23 protein-coding genes are annotated in these 20,145 nt (G+C 59.1%); 10 read left to right on the top strand and 13 right to left on the bottom strand.

The window, feature by feature from the left end; genetic code table 11:
• The first annotated feature begins 9 nt into the window (after nt 1-9).
• The 7 genes from GOW31_RS01430 to GOW31_RS01400 all read left to right on the top strand — a co-directional run bounded on the left by GOW31_RS01430 (nt 10) and on the right by GOW31_RS01400 (nt 6,268).
• Nucleotides 10-1,176 (top strand): D-alanyl-D-alanine carboxypeptidase family protein, encoded by a 1,167-nt coding sequence (locus GOW31_RS01430; RefSeq protein ID WP_171115085.1) that lies wholly within the window; start codon nt 10-12, stop codon nt 1,174-1,176.
• Nucleotides 1,173-1,799, top strand: coding sequence for a dTMP kinase (tmk, locus tag GOW31_RS01425; protein ID WP_171167368.1), 627 nt, complete (start codon nt 1,173-1,175; stop codon nt 1,797-1,799). The genes GOW31_RS01430 and tmk overlap by 4 nt, the downstream gene beginning before the upstream one ends.
• 3 nt (nt 1,800-1,802) lie before the next feature.
• Nucleotides 1,803-2,924, top strand: a complete 1,122-nt coding sequence (locus tag GOW31_RS01420; protein WP_171167366.1) for a DNA polymerase III subunit delta' — start codon at nt 1,803-1,805, stop codon at nt 2,922-2,924.
• Nucleotides 2,921-3,727, top strand: a complete 807-nt coding sequence (locus tag GOW31_RS01415; RefSeq protein WP_171167364.1) for a TatD family hydrolase — start codon at nt 2,921-2,923, stop codon at nt 3,725-3,727. The genes GOW31_RS01420 and GOW31_RS01415 overlap by 4 nt, the downstream gene beginning before the upstream one ends.
• Nucleotides 3,724-4,521, top strand: coding sequence for an MBL fold metallo-hydrolase (locus GOW31_RS01410; RefSeq protein ID WP_171167362.1), 798 nt, complete (start codon nt 3,724-3,726; stop codon nt 4,519-4,521). Before GOW31_RS01415 ends, GOW31_RS01410 begins: the two co-directional genes overlap by 4 nt.
• Before the next feature lie 54 nt (nt 4,522-4,575).
• The gene (locus GOW31_RS01405) at nt 4,576-5,508 is read left to right on the top strand and encodes an AEC family transporter (RefSeq protein WP_152458559.1); all 933 of its coding nucleotides are present in this window, start codon (nt 4,576-4,578) and stop codon (nt 5,506-5,508) included.
• Between the two features lie 61 nt (nt 5,509-5,569).
• Nucleotides 5,570-6,268 carry a CbiX/SirB N-terminal domain-containing protein gene (locus GOW31_RS01400; RefSeq protein ID WP_171167360.1) on the top strand — a complete coding sequence of 233 codons (699 nt, stop codon included), beginning with the start codon at nt 5,570-5,572 and terminating at the stop codon, nt 6,266-6,268.
• Between the two features lie 37 nt (nt 6,269-6,305).
• On the opposite strand, the gene GOW31_RS01395 is transcribed toward GOW31_RS01400, so the two are convergent.
• The 5 genes from GOW31_RS01395 to GOW31_RS01375 all read right to left on the bottom strand — a co-directional run bounded on the left by GOW31_RS01395 (nt 6,306) and on the right by GOW31_RS01375 (nt 10,680).
• A complete protein-coding gene (locus GOW31_RS01395) occupies nt 6,306-7,298 on the bottom strand; it encodes a GGDEF domain-containing protein (RefSeq protein WP_171167358.1) in 993 nt (330 codons plus the stop codon).
• Nucleotides 7,295-7,882, bottom strand: coding sequence for a heme NO-binding domain-containing protein (locus GOW31_RS01390; protein WP_171167348.1), 588 nt, complete (start codon nt 7,880-7,882; stop codon nt 7,295-7,297). Before GOW31_RS01390 ends, GOW31_RS01395 begins: the two co-directional genes overlap by 4 nt.
• Before the next feature lie 118 nt (nt 7,883-8,000).
• Nucleotides 8,001-9,560, bottom strand: coding sequence for a trimethylamine methyltransferase family protein (locus tag GOW31_RS01385; protein ID WP_171167346.1), 1,560 nt, complete (start codon nt 9,558-9,560; stop codon nt 8,001-8,003).
• Nucleotides 9,561-9,678: 118 nt separating this feature from the next.
• Entirely contained in the window at nt 9,679-10,371 is a 693-nt protein-coding gene (locus GOW31_RS01380; protein WP_171167345.1) for an HAD family hydrolase, read from the bottom strand.
• A 24-nt stretch (nt 10,372-10,395) separates the two neighbouring features.
• Nucleotides 10,396-10,680 (bottom strand): DUF3572 domain-containing protein, encoded by a 285-nt coding sequence (locus GOW31_RS01375; protein ID WP_171115067.1) that lies wholly within the window; start codon nt 10,678-10,680, stop codon nt 10,396-10,398.
• Between the two features lie 88 nt (nt 10,681-10,768).
• On the opposite strand from GOW31_RS01375, the gene GOW31_RS01370 reads away from it, so the two are divergent.
• The gene (locus GOW31_RS01370; RefSeq protein ID WP_171167342.1) at nt 10,769-12,169 is read left to right on the top strand and encodes a diguanylate cyclase; all 1,401 of its coding nucleotides are present in this window, start codon (nt 10,769-10,771) and stop codon (nt 12,167-12,169) included.
• Nucleotides 12,170-12,174: 5 nt separating this feature from the next.
• Here GOW31_RS01370 and GOW31_RS01365 read toward each other — a convergent pair whose 3' ends face one another.
• From GOW31_RS01365 to GOW31_RS01350, 4 genes are read right to left on the bottom strand one after another with little or no spacing between them, the layout of a single operon-like run.
• Nucleotides 12,175-12,648 carry a periplasmic heavy metal sensor gene (locus GOW31_RS01365; RefSeq protein WP_171167340.1) on the bottom strand — a complete coding sequence of 158 codons (474 nt, stop codon included), beginning with the start codon at nt 12,646-12,648 and terminating at the stop codon, nt 12,175-12,177.
• A complete protein-coding gene (locus GOW31_RS01360; RefSeq protein WP_171167338.1) occupies nt 12,645-12,998 on the bottom strand; it encodes a hypothetical protein in 354 nt (117 codons plus the stop codon). Before GOW31_RS01360 ends, GOW31_RS01365 begins: the two co-directional genes overlap by 4 nt.
• Entirely contained in the window at nt 12,988-13,605 is a 618-nt protein-coding gene (locus tag GOW31_RS01355; RefSeq protein WP_171167336.1) for an RNA polymerase sigma factor, read from the bottom strand. The genes GOW31_RS01360 and GOW31_RS01355 overlap by 11 nt, the downstream gene beginning before the upstream one ends.
• A gap of 6 nt (nt 13,606-13,611) precedes the next feature.
• Nucleotides 13,612-14,082 (bottom strand): EF-hand domain-containing protein, encoded by a 471-nt coding sequence (locus tag GOW31_RS01350; protein ID WP_171167334.1) that lies wholly within the window; start codon nt 14,080-14,082, stop codon nt 13,612-13,614.
• A gap of 219 nt (nt 14,083-14,301) precedes the next feature.
• Here GOW31_RS01350 and GOW31_RS01345 point away from each other — a divergent pair, with 219 nt between their 5' ends.
• The gene (locus GOW31_RS01345; RefSeq protein WP_171115058.1) at nt 14,302-14,700 is read left to right on the top strand and encodes a DUF983 domain-containing protein; all 399 of its coding nucleotides are present in this window, start codon (nt 14,302-14,304) and stop codon (nt 14,698-14,700) included.
• 25 nt (nt 14,701-14,725) lie between these two features.
• Nucleotides 14,726-15,427: an NUDIX hydrolase gene (locus GOW31_RS01340; RefSeq protein ID WP_171168614.1), complete on the top strand. Its 702-nt coding sequence runs from the start codon at nt 14,726-14,728 to the stop codon at nt 15,425-15,427.
• 10 nt (nt 15,428-15,437) lie between these two features.
• Here the strand turns inward: GOW31_RS01340 and GOW31_RS01335 are convergent, their stop codons facing one another.
• Genes GOW31_RS01335 through nuoN form a run of 4 tightly spaced genes read right to left on the bottom strand, consistent with a single transcriptional unit; the run spans nt 15,438 to nt 20,139 of the window.
• Nucleotides 15,438-17,105 (bottom strand): ribonuclease J, encoded by a 1,668-nt coding sequence (locus tag GOW31_RS01335; RefSeq protein ID WP_171167332.1) that lies wholly within the window; start codon nt 17,103-17,105, stop codon nt 15,438-15,440.
• On the bottom strand, nt 17,102-17,881 hold the full coding sequence (locus GOW31_RS01330) for a type III pantothenate kinase (protein ID WP_117868414.1): 780 nt from the start codon (nt 17,879-17,881) through the stop codon (nt 17,102-17,104). Before GOW31_RS01330 ends, GOW31_RS01335 begins: the two co-directional genes overlap by 4 nt.
• Before the next feature lie 11 nt (nt 17,882-17,892).
• Nucleotides 17,893-18,642 (bottom strand): biotin--[acetyl-CoA-carboxylase] ligase, encoded by a 750-nt coding sequence (locus GOW31_RS01325; RefSeq protein ID WP_171167330.1) that lies wholly within the window; start codon nt 18,640-18,642, stop codon nt 17,893-17,895.
• A gap of 54 nt (nt 18,643-18,696) precedes the next feature.
• On the bottom strand, nt 18,697-20,139 hold the full coding sequence (nuoN, locus tag GOW31_RS01320; RefSeq protein ID WP_171167328.1) for an NADH-quinone oxidoreductase subunit NuoN: 1,443 nt from the start codon (nt 20,137-20,139) through the stop codon (nt 18,697-18,699).
• Nucleotides 20,140-20,145 lie beyond the last annotated feature (6 nt).

The following is a 20,145-nucleotide window of genomic DNA, read 5'->3' as shown; positions in this document are numbered from 1 at the left end:
AGGCGTAACATGCTGTCCTCAATACGAACATCTGTTCTGGCTCTTGGGCTTGCCGTTCTGGCGATACCAGCCCAGGCTTTTGATACATCCGCCCGCGCGGCTTACGTGATCGACCAAACCACCGGTACCGTTCTGCTGTCGAAAGAAGCCGACCAACCGTTGCCGCCTGCGTCGATGTCCAAGCTCATGACGCTTTATGTTGCGTTCGAAGCATTGCGGGACGGACGCTTGACGCTGGACGAAACTCTGCCTGTTTCGGAACACGCGATGAGCTATGGCGGCTCGACGATGTTCCTGAATACGCAGGATCGCGTTCGTGTCGAAGATCTGCTGCGCGGCATTATCGTTTTGTCGGGCAATGACGCCTGCGTCGTCATTGCCGAGGCGCTCAGCCCGGATGGAACCGAAGCGGGATTTGCGCGATACATGACCCAGCGGGCCAAGCAGATGGGCATGAACAATTCGAACTTCGCAAATTCGAACGGCTGGCCCGCCGCCGGGCATATGATGTCGGCTCATGATCTGGCCGTTCTTGCAGACCGGCTGATTACCGACTTTCCGGAATACTATCCCCTTTTCGCCGAAGAAGTTTTCGAATTCGATGGCCGCGCGCCGTCAAACGCCCGCAACCGCAACCCGCTGCTGCGGCTGGATATCGGCGCAGATGGCCTGAAAACCGGCCATACACAAGAAGCGGGCTATGGCCTTGTCGGGTCCGCCAAACAAGGCGACAGGCGTGTGATCTTTGTGCTGACGGGTCTCGACAGCACCGGCCAACGGGCAGAGGAGGCTGAGGCCGTGGTTAACTGGTCGTTTCGAAATTTTGTCGAGAGGACAGTTGCCACCGCGGAAACGCCGATAGCCGAAGCCAAACTGTGGATGGGCGAGAAAAAGACCGTGGGGCTTGTTCCCGAAGGTGATCTGAATGTGCTGTTCCCGGTTCTGGGCACTCAGAATGTCGAGGCCGAAGTGGTCTATGACGGCCCGATCAACGCGCCCGTCAAGAAAGGTCAGCAACTGGCCGAACTGGTGATCAAGCCCGAAGGGTTGCCGGAAATCCGGCGCCCGCTGGTGGCAGCCGAAGATGTTGCGATTGGCGGGTTTGTGGTGCGCATGCTGACCGTCGGCGGTATCGTGTTGAAAGACGTGATCAACAACCCGCTGGAGTCGATGTGACGAAAGCGGGGTTATTTCTGACCTTCGAAGGCATTGACGGTTCAGGCAAGTCAACACAGGCGCGGATGCTGGCGGAACATCTGCGCGCGCAGGGTCACGAGGTGGTACTGACGCGCGAACCCGGCGGTTCTGCGGGGGCCGAGGAAATTCGCAGCCTGGTTTTGGAGGGCGACCCGGATCGCTGGTCGGCCGAGACCGAGATCCTGCTGTTCACAGCAGCCCGCCGCGACCATCTGGAGCGTACAATCGAGCCCGCGCTGGCGGCAGGGAAGGTGGTGATCTGCGACCGCTTTGCTGACAGCACACGTATGTATCAGGGCTTGTCCCGGGGTGACCTGCGAAATCTGGTGGATCAGTTGCACAGCCTGATGATCGGGCGCGAACCGGACATGACGCTGCTGATCGATATGGACCCTGAAACGGGCCTGGCACGCGCCAAGGGGCGACAAGGCACCGAAGAACGGTTCGAGGATTTTGGCCCGAAATTGCAGAAGAAGATGCGCGCCGGCTTTCTGGCGCTGGCCGATGAGTTCCCCGACAGGTTTCACATCGTGGATGGCAACAGGGACATGGACAGCGTTGCGCAGGATGTGACAGAAATCGTCCAGGCAGCACTGCGGTAGACGATGAGCGACGATATCCCTTCTCCGGATCAGGTGCCGGGCGCACCACATCCGCGCGAAACCGTTCGGCTTTTTGGCCAGGATGCGGCTGAACAGGCATTCCTGACCGCCTACACGTCGGACCGTTTGCATCACGGTTGGCTGCTGACAGGGCCACGCGGTGTCGGCAAGGCGACCCTTGCCTGGCGAATTGCAAGGTTTCTGCTAGCCACGCCGCCGGCCGAGGATGGCGGCTTGTTCGGCGCGCCGCCTCCGCCCGAGACGCTCGATATCGATCCCGATCACCCGGTGGCCCATCGTATTCAGGCCGGGGCAGAACCGGGTTTGGCGGCGATAACCCGGTCGCTGAACGATCAGGGACGGCTGCGCGGTGAGATCGTCGTGGATGACATCCGCAAGCTTGGAAAGTTTTTTGGCCTGTCTTCTGCGGACGGCGGCCGCCGCGTCGTGATCGTGGATTCAGCAGACGAAATGAACGTCAGTGCTGCCAACGCGTTGCTGAAAATGCTGGAAGAGCCGCCTGCCCGTACCACCCTTTTGCTGGTATCGCATCAACCCTCACGCCTGTTGCCAACCATCCGTTCACGCTGTCGCACGCTGCGCTTAGGCCCGCTGAACGCGCAAGACATGCAAGCCGCCCTGTCACAAACGGAAACCGAAATTCCCGCGCAGACAGAACACCTTGCCGCGCTTGCCGCAGGTTCAGTCGGAGACGCCGTGCGTTTGATCAATCTGGGTGGTCTGGACATCTATGCCGAACTGATCGCCATTCTGGGCACCTTGCCCCGCATGGATCGCCAGCGCGCGCTGGCCCTGGCCGAAGCGGCAGCACAGCGCGGCGCGGCGGACCGGTTCGAACTTTTGCTTACCCTGATCGACATCGCTCTGTCACGGCTGGCCCTGACCGGGGCAACGGGCACGCCCCCGCTTCCGGAAGCCGCCCCCAACGAGGGTGAAACACTGGCGCGTCTGTCAGCATCGCCGGATCAAGCCCGTCGCTGGGCCGAGGTCGCCGCAACGATCACAGCCCGGGCGCGACATGGTCAGGCTGTCAACCTTGACCCTGCCGCTCTGGTCCTAGATACGGTGTTCAAGATACAGGAAACCGCCGGTCAGAACAGATGAGCGACACCCCCCAGATTACCGACAGCCACTGCCATCTGGACTTCCCGGATTTCGAAGGCCAGTTGGACGACATCATCGCGCGTGCAGCCCAGGCTGGCGTGACCCGGATGGTGACGATCTGCACCAAACTGCGCAACGAACCCGCTGTCCGTGCGATTGCCGAAGCCCACGCGCCGGTCTTCTATGCCGCTGGCACACACCCGATGAGCGCCGCGGACGAGCCATTGGCCTCGGTCGATGATCTGGTCGCCTTGGCACAGCATCCGAAACTCGTCGGCATCGGTGAAACCGGCCTGGACTATCACTATACCGCAGATAGCGCGGAAGCTCAGAAACAGTCCCTGCGCATCCATATCGAAGCAACCCAGCGCACCGGGTTGCCCCTGATCATTCACGCCCGCGCAGCTGATGAAGATATGGCCGGCATTCTGGCCGAAGAATATCGCAACGCGCCCTATTCCTGCGTCATGCACTGCTTCTCCTCCTCTGCTGAACTGGCCAAGGCCGCCTTGGATTTAGGTTTTTACCTGTCGATGTCCGGCATAGCCGCCTTCCCCAAGAGCCAGGAATTGCGGGACATTTTCGCAAGCGCCCCGGTGGATCGCATTTTGGTGGAAACCGACGCGCCCTATCTGGCCCCGCCGCCCTATCGCGGCAAACGAAACGAGCCGGCCTATACTGTGCACACGGCCCAAAAGGGGGCCGAAATCTTTGGCATGGACTATGCCGCTTTTGCTGACCAGACACAGGCAAACTTCGACCGGCTGTTCACCAAAGCGGCATCATACAAGGCCGCCGCATGACCGGCTTCCGATTTACAATTCTGGGCTGCGGGTCCTCTGGCGGCGTGCCGCGGCTGGGCGGTCAGTGGGGCGATTGTGACCCTGCGAACCCCAAGAACATCCGGCGCCGCTGTTCGATGCTGGTCGAACGCGACGGGCCAGATGGGACAACCTCGGTTCTGATCGACACCACGCCGGATATGCGCAGCCAGTTGCTGGACACGGGTACAGGGCGGTTGGACGGGGTCGTCTATACGCACTCCCACGCAGACCATGTGCATGGAATCGATGATTTGCGCATGATCGTGTTCAACATGAAAACCCGCGTTCCCGTTTGGGCGGATGGAGACACCCAGAACGCCTTGTTGGGGCGGTTTGGATACGCGTTCATTCAGCCGGAAGGCTCTCCTTATCCTCCGATACTCGAGCTCAAGTCCATCAACGGTCCATTTGAAATCGACGGCCCCGGCGGCCCGATTCCGTTTCGTCCTTTCAAAGTGAATCACGGTTCGATCGATTCCCTTGGATTCCGCATAGGGCAACTCGCCTATCTTCCGGATGTCGCCGAGATCTACGACGATGCCTGGCCCGAAATGAAAGGGCTGGACTGCCTTGTCATCGACGCCCTGCGCCGCTCACCTCATCCAACGCATGCGCATCTGGAAAAGACGCTTGGGTGGATCGAAGAACTCCAACCGAAGCGCGCGGTTCTGACCAACATGCATATCGATCTCGACTATGCCACCGTCGATGCGGAAACCCCCGACCACATCACCCCCGCCTTCGACGGGATGGTGATCCATCAGTCGCAGTAGGCCGCTGCCCGTCGCCCGCATGATATCGCAGCAGGCCCGTCGCACGGGGGCCACATGCTGCAAAGCCTGATCGACGTCATTCTTCCCGTTTTCCTTGTGATCGGGGCCGGGTATACGGCAACCCGCACGGGGTACTTCAAAGAAGCGCATGTCGATGGGCTGATGAAGTTCACCCAAGGCTTTGCGATTCCCTGCCTTTTGTTTCTGGCCATCGCGCATCTGGACCTCAGCGCCAGTTTCGACCCCCGGCTTTTGGCCAGTTTCTATTCCGCTGCCGCCCTGTGTTTCACAGCAGGCCTGTTCGGCGCGCGCATCATTTTCGGGCGCGATTGGGAAGATTGCGTTGCCATCGGGTTTTGTTGCCTGTTCTCAAACTCTGTCCTGTTGGGTTTGCCGATAACCGAACGCGCATATGGGCCCGAGAACCTGACCGGCAACTACGCGATCATCGCCTTCCATTCTCCGTTTTGTTACGGCGTCGGGATCACGGTGATGGAGGTCGTGCGAAATCGCGGTCATGGTGGCGTGCGCATGGCAAGGTCTGTTTTGTCCGCAATGTTCAAGAACGCGCTGATCCTTGGTATCGCCCTTGGGTTTCTGGTCAACCTGTCCGGCCTGGCGATCCCTGCCGTGGTCGACGAAGCACTGGGGTTGATCACCCGTGCTGCCCTGCCCGGGGCGTTGTTTGCCCTGGGCGGTGTGCTGGTCAAATACAAGCCCGAGGGCGACCTGCGCACCATTGCTTATGTCTGCTGTATCTCTTTGATGCTGCATCCCAGCCTGGTGTGGGTGTTCGGCAAATCCACGGGCCTGCCGCAGGATCTGTTTCGGTCTGGGGTTTTGAATGCGGCCATGGCTCCGGGTTTCAACGCCTATATCTTCGCCAACATGTATGGTCGCGCAAAACGAGTCGCAGCTTCGGCCGTACTTATCGGAACGGCCTCGTCCATTCTGACCGTCTGGCTATGGCTGACACTTCTGGGCTAACTGAGGTGTTGACTTCAGGTTGATGTGAAACACCTATCGCGCAACGCAGCAGGAGATCCGAATGTCACATGCCATAATTGTCGCTCATGGCCAACCGTCAGACCCGGAACCGGCCGAAGCTGCACTTGCGGCATTCGCCGCCAAGGTCAACGCGCTTACCGAGCATGTAGCGGTACATTCAGCCACTCTGGCGGCGCCGGGTGCGTTGGAGGCGAAGCTGAACCGCGCGCCCGAAAACACGGTCATCTATCCACTTTTCATGGCAAAAGGGTGGTTTGTCACCAGCGCGCTACCCAAACGGCTTGGGCACCATCCGGCACGGATTTTGGACCCGCTTGGAATTGACCCGGACCTGCCGGCCCTGACCGCAGAGGCCCTGCGATCGGAATTGTCCGACAAACACTGGGCCGCTCGGTCCACCGATCTGGTCATTGCCGCGCATGGTTCCGGGCGCAGCCGGAACCCGTCGACCGTGGCGTTGCAGTTTGCGAAACAGCTTGCAGAACTGATTGCGTTCAAATCCGTTCGCGTCGGTTTCGTCGAAGAGCCACCTTCCATATCTGACGCTGCAAACGGTACCGAAGGTCAGGCGCTGTGCCTTCCGTTCTTTGCCTGTGCCGGAGGGCATGTGCAGGAAGACGTCCCGCAAGAGCTGGATCGCGCAGGGTTTTCAGGCGTGGTCCTGCCGGTGGTGGGAGAGTTGCCTCCGATCCGGCAACAGATAGCCAAAAAGATAAATGCGGCATTCGATTCAGCCTGAAGCCCCGATACGTGCCCATCGTGTTTTCTGAACGCATTCAGGTTTGCGCCTTTCTCAACGCTGAATACATGCGATGGCAAGACCGGCCGTCGCGCTTGGCCTGATAAAGGGCCAAATCTGCTGCGTGAAGAATGTCGGCGGCATTGGGGCAGTCGAACTGCGTGGACAAGGCAGTGCCAATACTGGCCGAGATCGAACAACTCTGATTCTGAAAGGTCATCGGTTCCTTCAACCTTGATATCAGACGACCAGCAATGCAGGCCAGAGTATCTTCCCGAGTCAGATCTTTGAAAACAATGACGAATTCATCCCCGCCGACCCGGGCCACGGTGTCGTTGCTTCGTGTTTCCTGCTGCATGATGCGGGCGGCCTGCTGCAAGACGAAATCACCCGCCGCATGGCCCAGCTTGTCATTTACAGATTTGAAAAAGTCCAGATCCAGATGCATGAGCGCGAAGGTGGAATTCCCCGAAATCAAATGCTCGAGCAAGTGATCCATCGCCCTGCGGTTCTTAAGTCCGGTCAATGTGTCGGTAAAGGCCTGCTCTTCGGCTGCAAGCATCGCACCCTGTAGCCGAAGGTTGAGAGAGCGGGATGCCTCCATCGCGGCGGATTTGGCTTCGACCAGATACAACAGCTCAATCGCCAGATCCGTGCCCGAGAAATCAGCACTTGTCAGCGCATAGTCCCGTACCGCATCCAAAATCGAGATACCAAATGACAGATTGATGACCGCGCCACCGGAATGCGGCAAAGGAGCGACCAAGCCTTTGAGGGTTGTGCGCGGTTCATCATGAAACCTCAGATGCAGCTTCGCCCCCGCCATTGACATCAGGGCGGGAATGGTGGTGATCGTTCTGGGGCGGATCAGTTCAAACACATCCAGAAATCCCTGCCCCACCAGCGGCAGTTCAGGTCGCAACTTTTGCAGGGTCGGACCTGCTTGCTGAATATGCCCGTTTTGGTCCACCAACAGGAACATCGGGCAAAGCGTTTCCAGCAGACCTGCCAGTTCTTGGGTATCTGTCATCCGTTCCGAGCCCCCAGATCAAAATGCCGCCCCTCGGCAAAAGCGCTTTCAACCAACATGATGGAAATGACGTCACTGCCTTGCTGCTGCCCCTCGTGTGACAGCATCACCAGCGCACCATAGTCATCCGCCATTGCGCGCAGGACCCCAACCATGACATTGGAATACCCTGGCAGGCCCGGAGAGCAACTCAGCTGAAATTCCGTGGCTGACAGCTCTCTCAGTTCCAAGGCCGGCAGGGTCAAATCAGACACGGCCAGCCGCACGCGGTCCGCCAGATCGTCGAGCGAATGAAGAAATTCCACGTAACTGACGCCGCCGAACCTGAGAAGTCGGCGCAGCCCTTCCATATTCGGATGAGACACGAGATACGTTCCCAGGTCCTCAAACACTTCGGCTTGCGGCCGATCGAGGTCTGCGCTCAGCGCCTCCATTACCTTGGACGTCATGTCATCGTCATAGACGAGCATGGCCTCGAACTCGACAAACCCCAGCCGCGCGGCTTCGGTCACGCGCAACCAGCAGGATCGCCCGTAGGTCGCACAGACAAAGGACTGTATCGCCCGATTGATCAGACCATGCATCAGTTGCCCCAGTTTGGTGTCCTGTGCACTGTGGCCGGAAAAACCTTAACAAATAGCCAAAATCCACCCTGAGTTGTAGCTAATTCAACCGAGTATCAGCGCGATACCACCTGTCCGGTCAGAAATCCGTGGGCGCGCCGCCTTCCGCTTTGCGGCGTTCGACAAAAGCGGCCAGCTCCTCGCGAATGCTATCATCGATCGGGGGGGCTTCAAAGCTCGAGATGATCTCCTTGAACATGTGATGCGCGCGTTCTGCCGTCCAGATACCGCCGGCGACCTCCCACCCTTCATAGTTTTTCCAATCACTCAGGAAGGGTTGATAGAATGCCGTGGTATAGCGATCCTGCGTATGCTGAATGCCAAAGAAATGACCGTCATTGCCGACTGCCCTGATCGCATCCAGTGCAATCTCGTCCGGCCCTGTGGCGGTCAACTCGGGGTTCATATAGCGTTGAATTTGCTGTAGGATTTCGCAATCCATGATAAACTTTTCCGGGCTGGCGATCAGACCGCCCTCAAGCCAACCGGCTGCGTGGTAGACCATATTGGTGCCCGATTGCACGGCGGCCCAAAGCGAGTTCGAAGTTTCCCACACCGACTGCCCGTCCGGCACATTTGCCGCACAAACACCCGAAGACCGCATGGGCAAACCATAGAACCGCGCCATCTGGCCGGTCATCTGGGTCGAACGCATGTATTCCGGTGTTCCAAAGGCCGGCGCGCCGGATTTCATATCCACATTCGACGTGAATGTACCGATCACACAGGGAATACCGGGGCGCACGTATTGGAACAGCGCAATGGCACACAGCGCCTCGGCCAAGGACTGCGCCACGGCACCCGCCATGGTAACGGGGGCCATCGCACCCGCCAGCGTAAAGGGCGTGACAACAATCGCCTGACCACGCCGCGCCAGGCGCAGACACCCGTCGATCATCGGGTGATCGTGTTTCAGCGGCGAGGTCGAGTTGATATTGGTATACATCCGCGGCGCGGCTTCGAACTCCTCGTGACTCAAACCGCCTGCGATGCGCACCATCTCCATGACATCTTCGACGCGTTCCTTGCCCAGCGAATAGGCGTGCATCGCCTTGTCGGTCAGGGTCAGCTTGTCGTACAGCACGTCCAGATGGCGCACGCTGGCGTGGATATCGACCGGCTCGACCGGGTATCCGCCGGCGAAATGGATGCAGTTGAAGTATTGCGTCAGCTTCAGAAGGTTCCGGCACATCTCGCGATTGCCCGGTACTTTTTTCCCGATCTCCATGTCCCAGTAATTCGGCGGGGAAGAGACGTTGCCGAACAGGATGTTCTTCCCGCCGATTTCGATCTTGCGATCCGGATTGCGAGGGGTGATCGAAAAACGGCTGGGAGCCTTGGCGATCATCTCCATGACAAAGTCCCGCCCCATGCGGACATTGTCGCCGTCGATGGTGCAACCCGCCTCGCGCAGGATGCCTATTGCCTCTTCGTTGTAAAACTCGATCCCGATCTCTTCGAGGATGCGCATCGCCCCTTCATGGATCGCTTCGATACCGGCCTGATCCAAAGGTTCTGTGGGGCGATCGATATTGACCGGCGGATCCCAGGGCATCTGGTCAATCGCTGCACTGCCCCTGCGCGCAGCCGCCCCTGCGCGCCCTCCTCCGCGGCGCTTGCGTGTCTTGGTCTCGGCCATCGGTGCCTCCTGTTCTTGCTTTCGTAAAGCAAGCCCCGAAGAGACGCCTATGGCCGCTCCGTCTGCGACAGAATATGTCGGTTTTTCATCCCGTTTTGTCGAATCTCGGATTTGAAAATCAGATTTTGGCCAACCATTCGGTAATATGTCCGATATCCGGCAAAATCACATCCGCCATCGGAGCCAATGCATCCGCCTCGGCCAAACCGGTCAAAACACCGATCGTGGTCATCCCCGCCGCACGCCCGGCCTGCAAGTCATGAAGACTGTCACCCACCATCGCGATACGAGATGGCTCGACCCCAATATGGGCGGCAAAGGCCAGCAACTGGCCCGGTCCCGGCTTGAACCCGTGACCGCTGTCATACCCGGCGACGAAATCGAAATGCCCCCTTATCCCGACAGATTCGAGATGCTGCAAAGCGGGATGTTCACTGTCATTCGTCGCAACGCCCAGCTTGATTCCGGAATTTTGCAGACCTTCCAGGAAAGGAACCAATGGCACGGCGGGCACCTGCGGGGCCGAGGCGGCCTCGGAGTTCATCAAATCAATGATCTCCTGCAAGGTCACGCCATCGACATGGGCAATCAGAACTTCTGCGATTTCCTCGACCGTGGCGGCGATTACAATGCTGTCTTCGGTATATTTCCCTTGCTCGAAATCATATCCGATGACACGGCCAAGCTTGGTCGCGCGATCTTCGTCCCCGTTGGACAGGCGCAACAGCATCGAGCGTCCGAACCCTCCCCACGTATTGGCAAAGTCAAACAGCGTGCCATCTTTGTCAAAGATGATCGCATCTATCGGCATCCGGTGCTCCTGCGGAAAATATGGTTATGTCCAGTGTATCTCAGCGCCGCCGGACAATACCGCCCTTGCCTGGGCGGGAAGATCATAGGCGAGTGAATTGGCGTCACAAAACGCCATGACCCACGAATCGTCAAGCACCAGAAAATCAAGAACCGATGCCAGAAACTCGGTATCGCTTGCCCGATCGCGCACATCCTCGATCGATGCGCCCGTAGAGCCCAGAAAAACAGGCAAAAGCTCGTCATTTCTGACCAGCCAGGCCAGGGCCGTCAGCGCAAGAGTTTCGGCGGAATCAGAGGATATCGGCATAAACTTGGGTCAGATCCGGTCTTGGAAAGGGTTTGTTAACCAGAGTCATAAACACTTTGTTCACGCATGCAATCAACGGTGAACAACTATGTCTGTGCAGGGAACCATCCTTGTCCTCGACGGGGTATCGACCAATCGCATCATGCTGAAGGTACAGCTGACGGCGGCCTGGTATCACGTGGTGCAGGGCGAAAAGCTTGAAGGGTTGCCCGGACTCGTGCGGCGTACGCAACCGGATCTGGTTCTGACGGCCCAGACGTTGCCGGACGGAACGGCTGCGGATGTGAAGAAGGCGATCGCGAAGGAACCCGGCCTTGACGACGTTCCGGTCGTGGTGATTACCGCGCAAAATGACCGGGACGCCCGGCTGCGGGCGTTGAAGGACGGGCTGGATGATGTTCTGACGCACCCGTTCAAAGACACTTTGTTGTTGGCGCGGATTCGCAGCCTTCTGCGTGCCCGTGCGGCCACTCAGGATTTGCAGGTCAGCAACGGATCGCAACCGATTGGCTTCGCAGAGCCGGCCCAACCGGTAATCAGACCGTTCAAAGCGGCGCGGGTTGATATTCTGACCCACACGGCCCGAAACGGCACGCTTTGGCAAAAGGCCCTGGAAGATCAACGTCAATTTGATTTGAACTGGCATCTTCAGTCAAACCTGCGAGGTGTTTTGTCCGGCTCTGTTCCTGATGCGATCGTGGTTGAACTGGGCTCGAACCCGGCAGGTCTGAATATCCTTGCCGACCTGAGATCACGCGGCGTGACTCGGCACACGGTTTTGATCGGGGTGCTGAAAGACGAAGACTCCGGACAGGCTTCGGAAGCTCTGGACCGAGGGGCCGATGCTGTCTGTCTGGGCGGGTTCTGCGCGCAAGAGATCCTGCTGCGGCTTGAAAACCAGATTGCCCGCAAAGCGCGACTGGATCAGATGCGGGTCTCTCTCAAAAGAGGCATCGCGGAATCCTGGATCGACCCGTTGACCGGGCTGCACAATCGCCGCTACGCCATGCGCGCGCTGGATCAGATCGCGCGCCAATCGGCCAGAACGGGGCGCAGTTTTGCGATCATGCTGGCCGATCTGGATCACTTCAAGGCAATAAATGATGGCCATGGCCATGCAAGCGGCGATTACGTTTTGACGCAAGCGGCGGAACGTATGCAAAATGCCTTGGGATCCCGTGGCTTTGTCGCCCGCATCGGGGGAGAAGAGTTCATGATCGGCGTGCCCGATGTATCGCCCAAACAGGCGCTGAACCTGGCCGAAACCGTTTGTGACAGCATCTGTCAGTCCCCGTTCCTGTTGCCGGACCATGGGGCACAAGTTGATGTGACGGTCAGTATCGGGTTGAAGTTGTCTCAGGTCGGTTTCGCCCGGCAAGACTGTGCGGCTGAAAGCGTGGAAAACCTTATCAAATCCGCGGACAAAGCGCTTTATGCTGCGAAGAAGGCAGGGCGCAATCAGGTGAGTATCAGGCAAAGTGCCGCCTGATCTGTTCAGTCTCTTTTCTTGTGCCCATGCGGCCCGCGTTTGACGACCTCCTGCAATCGGTCTGCATAGGCCTGCCGTTCCTCATCACTCATGGCGGTCACACGTGCCAGCCATTGCGTTTGCAAGGCCTGCTGCAAATCGGCGGTGGCCTGTGCTTGTTGTTGCAACAGAACCTGAACGGCCACCGGGTCAAAGGGCGTTGCACGCAACGCCTGACTGAGCGCTTCAAAATCCTGAGCACGACCCTTGGATCCCTTTTTGTGCAGGCCCGTCAGCTCGCCTCGCATCGCCTTTCGATCATCCTTGGGCAGGGCCCGGTACAACGTGGGGCCGAAGCCGGGCGGTGATTTGGCATGATCCCCACCTTTGAGGCGCAATACGGTGCCCACAGCGACACCGACAACCAGCAGGTTCAGCGCCAGTGACAGGGCCAGGACGACAGGCACCCACCTGCGTTTGGGCTTGGGATCAGCGTTCATTCCGTGCTCTCCAGAAAACTCGAGTCAAATCCAAGGTCCGCCACCAGGAAGGGTGTCTCCTCTGACGTCAACAGGTTGGCCGGGTCCGGCAGAAAGGCCGGTGCGGAAAACCCGATCCAGACCCCGGCAGCGCTTGCGGCGACAAGCCCGCCAAGGCCCTGCCATCCTCCTACATTGCTTATCAACCTGTTCCATATCGAAGGCATCGGCTGCGGTGCGGGCGCAAGGCGACCGAGGCGAACAGTTTCAGCATCCGTCTGGATGCGCACGGCAAGATCGTCCGGCAGTGCTGGTCGCTGCCGCTGTGCTTGTGCAAACAAGTGATCCAGTTCCAGGTCTTCATCCGCCATTGTCATACCCCAGTTCTTCGCGTCGTCCGGCCAAGATCGCGGTCAGGCTGCGCTTGCCTCTTGCGGTCAGGCTTTCAACTGCTTCTACCGAAATGCCCATTATCCCGGCAATCTCGGGGTTGGGCAGCTCTTCAATATGGCGCAGCACGACCGCTTGTCGCTGCCGCTCGGGCAGCTCTGCCAAAGCCGACTGCAAGGCCTCCTTGCGCGCCTCGTCCTGCATGCGGTCAACAACGCTGGCCTTGCCATCTTCGGGCTCGGGAACGTCCGACAACCTGTCGGGTGTCTTCTTGCGCCTGATGTCCACGCACAGGTTCAGCGTCACCCGATACAGCCAGGTCGATACCTTGGCCTGACCCGAAACCCAATTCGGCGCCATCTGCCACAACCGCATCATCGCATCCTGCGTCACGTCTTCCGCCTCGGCCCGATTGCCCAACATGCGCAAAGCAACCGAGTAACAGCGTGGCCCCAAACGATCGGTCAGGATCCGTGCTGCCCCCGCCTCGCCGTCGGCGAATTGCCTCAGCAACGCATCGTCGCTGAGTGTGTTCGCGGCGCAATCCGCACCGCGAACATCTTGTGGGTGGGAGGTCAGATCCTCCATCCTGCATCAGTTATCGCTTGCATTCGATTTTTGATGCTTTTTCTTATGGTGCCGTCCCATCCGATCTTTGGCATCGGCAAATTCCTGTTCCGAGATTCCGCCACTGTTGTCCGCATCCATCCGATCAAACATCTTGTCAGCCCGGCGCGGTTTCGGCAACTCATCCTGGCTGAGGAAGCCATCTTTGTTCGCGTCGTTGTTTTCGAACATCCTGGCAACCCGATCGCTGGCTTTCTTCTGGGCGGCAGCCTGCATTTCTTCCTGGCTCAGCATTCCATCCCCATTGGTGTCCGCCTCGGTGAAACGAGCGGTGCGATGCGCCTCCATCTCTTGTTGCGTCACCTGACCATCGCCATCGGCGTCCAGTTCCTGAAAGGACACCGGCTCGCGGCCACCCGGGCCAGCGGCCAGAACAGAAGTACCGGTAATCGCAACAGCCGACATAACAATGGCCGAGATGAATGTAACGTTTTTCATTTCCGTTTCCTTTTGTTGACGCGGCCCGAGTGCCGCCGCTCATACCCATTCAAACGGGCGGCGCCAGGATATCCGTCGCTGAAATCGAATTTATTTTTGAAAGGTTCGGGGTCGCCCCATGCCGACGTGTCGGGCAGACGTTGCAAAGCGACGCACCCCCCTTTTAAATTTTCACGATCAGGCCCATTATCCGCAAAAGATTACTGCGCGAGTTACATTATGACGGATCAGACGATCGAAACGACCTCTGAAGATGAGCGTGAGACATGGCCCGCCCTGGTCAAGGGGTTTCGCTGCAAATGCCCCAACTGCGGGGAAGGCAAGCTGTTGCACAGCTATCTCAAGGTCAATGACTCCTGCTCGAACTGCGGGCAGGAGTTGTTTCACCATCGCGCAGATGATGGGCCCGCCTACCTGACAATCCTACTGGTCGGCCACCTGCTGGCGCCAGCTCTGCACGTGTCCTATGTGCATTGGCGGCCCGATCCGTGGACCATGGCCATCGGCTTTTCCGTCGCCTGCGTTGCCCTGTCCCTGTACCTGTTGCCACGCCTGAAAGGTGCGGTGGTGGCGTATCAGTGGGCACGCCGCATGCATGGCTTTGGAAAAACCGCGTGACCCGACCCAGTTGACCAGTTTGGACATGACACCCGACAAAACAGCCATCCGGGACGCAGCGACGGTTATCGTGCTGCGGGACAGATGGACAAACCCCTCGATCCTTATGGGGCAGCGCGGGTCCAAAGCGGCCTTCATGCCGAACAAGTTCGTCTTTCCCGGTGGCGCGGTTGATCCGGCTGACGCGGATGTTCCATTGGCAACGGATTTGCCGGATCTGTGCTTTGAACGTTTGGGCGAACAGGCCGAGCCGGGGACTCAACGCGCCCTCGCCGCGGCCGCCATACGCGAGCTTTGGGAAGAAACCGGTCTTGTTCTTGGCCAGCCGGGCACATGGCCCGGTCATGTATCTGACGATTGGCAGAGCTTTGCCGCGTTGGGTTACCTGCCAACTGCCGCTGCGCTTCAGTTCGTCTTTCGCGCGGTAACTCCGCCTGGCCGGCCCCGCCGGTTTGATGCGCGGTTCTTTCTGGTCGACGCCGACGCTCTGCAAGGTGATGTGGATGATTTCAGTCACGCCTCGGATGAGCTGTCGCACCTGCAATGGGTGCCACTGGATCGGGCACGGGATCTGGATCTGCCGTTTATCACCGAGGTCGTTCTGGCGGAAATAGCGGCCCGGGTTACGTCCCCCGAGCCGCCATCGTCGGTTCCATTCTACAAAAACAACGAAGAAGCCAACCTGTTCCTGCGTCTCAGGGGCTATCCGATGCCAACCCACGACTGACGGATCGGTTTCACCGCATCCGGCTGACCACCACCGTCACTTCGGGCTTTTTGCCAATTTCGGCTTTGGCTGTCTGCCGCACGATGCGGCGCATTTCTTCTTCCAGCTTGTCGTCATCGCGCAGGGTCTTGGCGGCGGCCCGCATCAGGAACTGGTTCAGGTCCTCTTCCAGAACTTCGACCAACGCGGCACGGGACGTGCCGGTTTCGGGCAGCCCCATGGTGTCGCACCACGGCTCGCCCAGCGGTTCGTCTTCTTCGTCCAGAACCACAGTCACCGTAACATGGCCGTTCAAAGCCATGCGGATACGATCCCGCACCACGCCGTCAAGGGCACCGATCTTCACGGTACCGTCCAGATATGTGCGACCGGTTTCAACATAATCGACGACCACAGGCGCATTGCCGCTGAGATCCAGCATGGTGCCGTTCACCGCCAGCACTCCGGTTCTGCCACCCTGCTCTGCCAGTTTGACATGCTCGCGCAGGTGCCGGTGTTCGCCATGCATCGGGATCACGAATTGCGGATCGGTCAGTGAGTGCACTTTCTCGAGGTCCGGCCGGTTCGCATGGCCCGAGACATGATAAAGGCCCGAACTGTCATCAACGACATCCACGCCCTTTTCGCTGAGCTGGTTCATGATGAAGATCACGCCCCGCTCGTTCCCGGGAATGGTTTTTGAGGAAAACAGGAACAGATCGCCGTCGGCCAGTTCCAGACCACGGTACTTGCCACGGGCCAGTTGGGCGCTTGCGGCCCGACGTTCCCCCTGGCTGCCGGTCACGATCAGCATCAGGTTCTGGCGCGGAAGGTCCAGAGCCTCTTCGGCGCTGATCACCTTGGGAAAATCCGCAAGAATACCGGTTTCGGTCGCGGCTTCGATCATCCGACGCATCGCGCGCCCAAGCAGGACGACGGAACGCCCGGCCCGCGCACCCGCCTCGGCCAGCGTTTTGACCCGCGCAACGTTCGACGCAAAGGTGGTCGCCACAACCATACCTTCCGCGCCTTCGACCAGCTTGACGATCTCGGGGCCAACTTCGGATTCTGAACGCCCCGGATGGGTCGAAAACACATTCGTACTGTCACAGACCAGCGCCTTGATGCCGGGCTTGGCGACCTCGGCCCACAGGTCAGGGTCAAAGGCCTCTCCAACGACCGGAGCAGCATCCAGCTTGAAGTCGCCCGAATGCACGACACGCCCTGCGGGTGTGTCGATGACCAATGCCGCACTTTCGGGAATCGAGTGCGAAACCGGAAGGAAGCCAACCGTGAACGGCCCGACGGACACCTGTTCAGGCCAGGCGGAAACGGTCGTGACCGCCTCGGCCGGGTGTGCGTGTTCTTCCATCTTGCGACGCGCGATATTGGCCGTGAAGGCACGTGCATAGACCGGCGCACCCAAGGCTTCATAACAATGGGCCACGGCGCCGACATGGTCTTCATGGGCGTGCGTGATGAAAACACCATCCAGCCGGTCGGCACGTTCTTTCAACCATGAGATATCGGCATAGATAAGGTCAACGCCCGGCGTTGTATCCATATCGGGAAACGTCACCCCCAGATCCACAAGGATCAGGCGTTCCTTCCCCGGTTCACCATAGCCATAGACATAGGCGTTCATGCCAATTTCGCCCGCGCCACCCAGCGGCAGGTAGATCAATCTTTCACTGCTCATATGGAGCCATTATCCTTGTTGTAGCGATGGATCACGGTCAGCCCGTGCATCGTCAGATCATCTTCGATTGCGTCGAACCCCACGTCGGCCTGATCGAACAAGGGGGCCAGCCCTCCGGTGCCAACGACTTTCATCGGCATTCCGTATTCGTCCTTGATCCGGGCGATCAGCCCCTCGATCAGACCGGAATATCCCCAATACACGCCCGACTGGATACAACCAACCGTATTCGTTCCGATCACCTTGTCCGGTCGGGTGATATCGATATGCGGCAGTGCTGCCGCGCCCTGGTGCAGGGCCTCTAGACTCAGGTTTACGCCCGGGGCGATTATGCCACCCACATAGGCACCATCGGCAGCGACGACGTCGAAATTCGTTGCAGTACCGAAATCCACGACAACCACATTGCCGCCATGACGATCAAAAGCGCCAACCGCATTGGCCAGTCGATCCGGACCGGGCACCGTGCCTTCATCCACACGCGGCGGGACAGGCAACAGGCAATCGGGTTTACCCACGACCAATGGTCGGCAGCCAAAAAAGCGATCGGCGAAGATGCGCAGGTTGAACACCACACGCGGCACGGTCGAGGCGATGATCACGTCGGTGATGTCCGCTTCGATCCCGTAATGCTTCACCAGCGTCGAATACCAGGTGAAATACGCGTCTGCCGTGCGTGCATGGTGGGTCGAGGTGCGCAGGGTGCACAGGAATTCCTCACCGTCCCAGATCGAGAAAACGGTATTGGTATTGCCGCAATCGATGGCCAGAAGCATCTGCGCCCCTCTCAGAAAAAGACATCCGCCGCAGGAATGCTCACGCGGCCCTTGGCGGTGTTTAAGACAAGGTTACCGCTTGCGTCCACCGTTTCGAAGGTCCCAACCGTTTCTGACGTTCCGGTCCGCGCGGTGATGACCTCGCCCAACCGGGCCGCGCGTGACAGCCAGGCGGTACGGATCGGTTCGAACCCATAGGTAACGAATTGGGTTTCGTAGTTGGCGTAGGCCGCGGCCAGTTCAGTCAAAAAGTCCTCGGGCGAGACATGTGCACCGGTTTCCGACAAAAGTGAAACGGGGCGGAGCGCACCGGGCTCTACCGCGTCGGCATCCGGGGCATTGGCCAGATTTACTCCGATGCCGATGGACAGATGCGCCACACCACGCCCCTGCCCCGTGCTTTCCAAAAGGATACCGGCAAGCTTGCCACCGTTCAGCAGCACGTCATTGGGCCATTTCAGCGACAGTCCGGCAGCCCGCCCGGTAACGGCGACACACGCGTCAAAAAGTGCCAGCGCCGCCACGAAACTGCGCAAAGCCGCCTGTTCCGGCGCGCCCTGAGGACGCATCAGCAGGGTCGCCGCCAGGTTGCCCATCGGGTTGGCCCAGCTTCGTCCGCGCCGCCCGCGCGCCGCCGTCTGGTGATGCGCCATGATCCAGACGGGACCACGCGCATTCGGAGCAATCCGCGCCGCTTCGTTCAGCGTACTGTCGACTTCCTGCACCTCGTGCAGGCCATAACCTTGGGGCCATTTTGTCATATCAAAAAGGCCCGGTCGCGCGACCGAGCCCCTCTTTCCGGTTGTGCAATACGATCAGTTGACAAGCGTGGCCGCCGCGGCTGCTGCCGCGCCCTCGACGCCGAATTGATAGAAGATACCGATCAGCATCAGGGCCGCAGACCCCATCAATGCCACCCACAGAACAGGGGTCGACCGGGTTTCGATCGGCTCTTCGTTCTCGGCCCCAAAATACATGTAGAACACGATCCGCAGGTAATAGAAGGCCCCGATGACCGAAGCGATGGCCGAGACGATCACAAGCCCGGTCAAACCAGCACTGACACCGGCCTGCCAGACACCGAACTTCGCGAAGAAGCCAAGCATCGGAGGCACGCCTGCGAGGCTGAACATCAGGATCAGAACAGCCAGCGCCTTGCCCGGATCACGCTTTGAATACTGGCGCAGAGCGTCAATGTCGGTGATGGGTTTGCCGTCACGCTCCATCATCAGAATGAAGGCGAAGGTGCCGATATTCATGGTCACGTAGATGGCAAGATACATCAGCATCGCCTTGATACCCAGCTCGGTGCCGGCGGCCAGACCGATCAGCGCATAGCCCATATGGGCGATGGACGAAAACGCCATCAGACGCTTGATATCGCGCTGTCCAATAGCCGCCACGGCCCCCAGCAGCATCGACAGGACAGATAGCAGGACAATCACTTGCTGCCAGTCTTTGACAATGCCGCCGAACGCGTCATGCAACAGGCGCGCGAACAACGCCATCGCCGCAACCTTGGGCGCCGTGGCAAAGAAGGCCGTGATCGGCGTAGGCGAACCTTCGTAAACGTCCGGTGTCCACATATGAAACGGAACAGCCGAGACCTTGAAGGCCAGACCTGAGATCAAGAAGATCAGGCCAAACAGCAGACCCAGCGAAACATCGCCGTGGTGAACTGTCTGGATGATGCCCGAGAACAACGTGGTACCGGTGAAGCCATAGACCAGCGACGCACCATAAAGCAGCAGACCCGAGCTCAGCGCACCCAGCACGAAATACTTCAGACCTGCCTCGGTCGATTTCGCGCTGTCACGACGCAGAGCAGCCACGACATAGAGCGACAGCGATTGCAGCTCGAGCCCCATGTAAAGCGACATCAGATCGCCTGCGCTGACCATCATCATCATCCCCACGGCGGCCAGTGCCACCAGCAAAGGATATTCAAATCGCAGCAGATCACGGCGCGCCATGTATTCCTGGCTCATGACCAGTACGGCACCCGCCGACAGCAGGATGGCAACCTTGGCAAAGCGAGCAAAGCCGTCATCGACGAACATGCCGTTGAAGGCCACGTTTGTACCCCCGCCCTGAGTTGCAATCCAGATTGCCAGAAGGGCCATAAGACCTGCCGTGGTCCAGACCAGCAGAGGCGCCAGCCCGTCCTTTGTCGTGTAGACAGCCCCCAGCAGCGCCGCCATCGCATAAAGCGCCAGAACGATTTCCGGCAGGATGATTGTCAGATCAGCCTGGATCATGTCCCC

The sequence above is a fragment of the Ruegeria sp. HKCCA0370 genome (genome assembly GCF_013033705.1).
Lineage (GTDB): Bacteria > Pseudomonadota > Alphaproteobacteria > Rhodobacterales > Rhodobacteraceae > Ruegeria.
This window is presented reverse-complemented; position numbering and strand designations above follow the sequence as displayed.

What these genes read in the sequence shown, in the direction of transcription:
- GOW31_RS01430 (WP_171115085.1), top strand. Translation starts at nt 10, where the DNA reads ATGCTGTCCTCAATACGAACATCTGTTCTGGCTCTTGGGCTTGCCGTT.
- GOW31_RS01420 (WP_171167366.1), top strand. Translation starts at nt 1,803, where the DNA reads ATGAGCGACGATATCCCTTCTCCGGATCAGGTGCCGGGCGCACCACAT.
- GOW31_RS01415 (WP_171167364.1), top strand. Translation starts at nt 2,921, where the DNA reads ATGAGCGACACCCCCCAGATTACCGACAGCCACTGCCATCTGGACTTC.
- GOW31_RS01410 (WP_171167362.1), top strand. Translation starts at nt 3,724, where the DNA reads ATGACCGGCTTCCGATTTACAATTCTGGGCTGCGGGTCCTCTGGCGGC.
- GOW31_RS01405 (WP_152458559.1), top strand. Translation starts at nt 4,576, where the DNA reads ATGCTGCAAAGCCTGATCGACGTCATTCTTCCCGTTTTCCTTGTGATC.
- GOW31_RS01400 (WP_171167360.1), top strand. Translation starts at nt 5,570, where the DNA reads ATGTCACATGCCATAATTGTCGCTCATGGCCAACCGTCAGACCCGGAA.
- GOW31_RS01395 (WP_171167358.1), bottom strand. Translation starts at nt 7,298, where the DNA reads ATGACAGATACCCAAGAACTGGCAGGTCTGCTGGAAACGCTTTGCCCG.
- GOW31_RS01390 (WP_171167348.1), bottom strand. Translation starts at nt 7,882, where the DNA reads ATGCATGGTCTGATCAATCGGGCGATACAGTCCTTTGTCTGTGCGACC.
- GOW31_RS01385 (WP_171167346.1), bottom strand. Translation starts at nt 9,560, where the DNA reads ATGGCCGAGACCAAGACACGCAAGCGCCGCGGAGGAGGGCGCGCAGGG.
- GOW31_RS01380 (WP_171167345.1), bottom strand. Translation starts at nt 10,371, where the DNA reads ATGCCGATAGATGCGATCATCTTTGACAAAGATGGCACGCTGTTTGAC.
- GOW31_RS01375 (WP_171115067.1), bottom strand. Translation starts at nt 10,680, where the DNA reads ATGCCGATATCCTCTGATTCCGCCGAAACTCTTGCGCTGACGGCCCTG.
- GOW31_RS01370 (WP_171167342.1), top strand. Translation starts at nt 10,769, where the DNA reads ATGTCTGTGCAGGGAACCATCCTTGTCCTCGACGGGGTATCGACCAAT.
- GOW31_RS01365 (WP_171167340.1), bottom strand. Translation starts at nt 12,648, where the DNA reads ATGAACGCTGATCCCAAGCCCAAACGCAGGTGGGTGCCTGTCGTCCTG.
- GOW31_RS01360 (WP_171167338.1), bottom strand. Translation starts at nt 12,998, where the DNA reads ATGGCGGATGAAGACCTGGAACTGGATCACTTGTTTGCACAAGCACAG.
- GOW31_RS01355 (WP_171167336.1), bottom strand. Translation starts at nt 13,605, where the DNA reads ATGGAGGATCTGACCTCCCACCCACAAGATGTTCGCGGTGCGGATTGC.
- GOW31_RS01350 (WP_171167334.1), bottom strand. Translation starts at nt 14,082, where the DNA reads ATGAAAAACGTTACATTCATCTCGGCCATTGTTATGTCGGCTGTTGCG.
- GOW31_RS01345 (WP_171115058.1), top strand. Translation starts at nt 14,302, where the DNA reads ATGACGGATCAGACGATCGAAACGACCTCTGAAGATGAGCGTGAGACA.
- GOW31_RS01340 (WP_171168614.1), top strand. Translation starts at nt 14,726, where the DNA reads ATGACACCCGACAAAACAGCCATCCGGGACGCAGCGACGGTTATCGTG.
- GOW31_RS01335 (WP_171167332.1), bottom strand. Translation starts at nt 17,105, where the DNA reads ATGAGCAGTGAAAGATTGATCTACCTGCCGCTGGGTGGCGCGGGCGAA.
- GOW31_RS01330 (WP_117868414.1), bottom strand. Translation starts at nt 17,881, where the DNA reads ATGCTTCTGGCCATCGATTGCGGCAATACCAATACCGTTTTCTCGATC.
- GOW31_RS01325 (WP_171167330.1), bottom strand. Translation starts at nt 18,642, where the DNA reads ATGACAAAATGGCCCCAAGGTTATGGCCTGCACGAGGTGCAGGAAGTC.
- nuoN (WP_171167328.1), bottom strand. Translation starts at nt 20,139, where the DNA reads ATGATCCAGGCTGATCTGACAATCATCCTGCCGGAAATCGTTCTGGCG.